The 612-nt window shown below is 59.0% G+C and carries 1 protein-coding gene; it reads left to right on the forward strand.

Going from position 1 to position 612, the window contains the following annotated elements; genetic code table 11:
- Positions 1-147 precede the first annotated feature (147 nt).
- Positions 148-522 carry a hypothetical protein gene (locus tag AC1RPH_RS07690; RefSeq protein WP_289862515.1) on the forward strand — a complete coding sequence of 125 codons (375 nt, stop codon included), beginning with the start codon at positions 148-150 and terminating at the stop codon, positions 520-522.
- Positions 523-612: the final 90 nt, after the last annotated feature.

The following is a 612-nucleotide window of genomic DNA, read 5'->3' on the forward strand; positions in this document are numbered from 1 at the left end:
GCACACCATGTTGCGCCGATCAAACACCCGACACACAAACGTAGTAAAAAGGCAGTTGACAAGAGGCGAAGCCGTTGATAAACTTCAGTCTCGTTGTTCTAGTGTTGTACTGAGTAGCACCAACCCACCTGAAAGGAGATTTACCTCATGAGCAAGAACGTTATCACGATTTCGATCTCGGTCGATGGCTCGGATACCGCCGTCAATTCCTTCGCGTCGAAGGAAGCTGCCGTCAAGTTCCTGATGGGCAAGGGCATCGTCCGCTCGAAGGCACGCCCGATCGTGAACGCAGGCGTCGTCACGAGCCACACCGTCACCATCGAGCGCACGTTCATCAGCGCGCAGCCGGCTGAGGGTGCACCGGCCAAGCCGCGTACGTCGGTTCGCAAGCCGCACGCCGGTTCGGCCAAGGTCGCGGCCACGAAGGCACCGGCAGCACGCTCGGTCCCGGAGCAGGCCAGCAAGGTCGCACCGATCCCGGCATCGCCGTATCCGTTCCCGACGGGCGCTGCCCCGCTGTAATCGGCACCGACTCGTAATGCCCCTAAAAGCCCGGCCAGTCCGGGCTTTTTTGCGCCTATTGCAAACGTAATTGCTTCATGTATAATAGTC

This window comes from Dellaglioa sp. CoH-57-MRSF-16 (assembly GCF_056782055.1).

Bases quoted from the DNA above. Each gene is read 5' to 3' on its own strand.
- AC1RPH_RS07690 (WP_289862515.1), top strand. From the start codon at position 148: ATGAGCAAGAACGTTATCACGATTTCGATCTCGGTCGATGGCTCGGAT.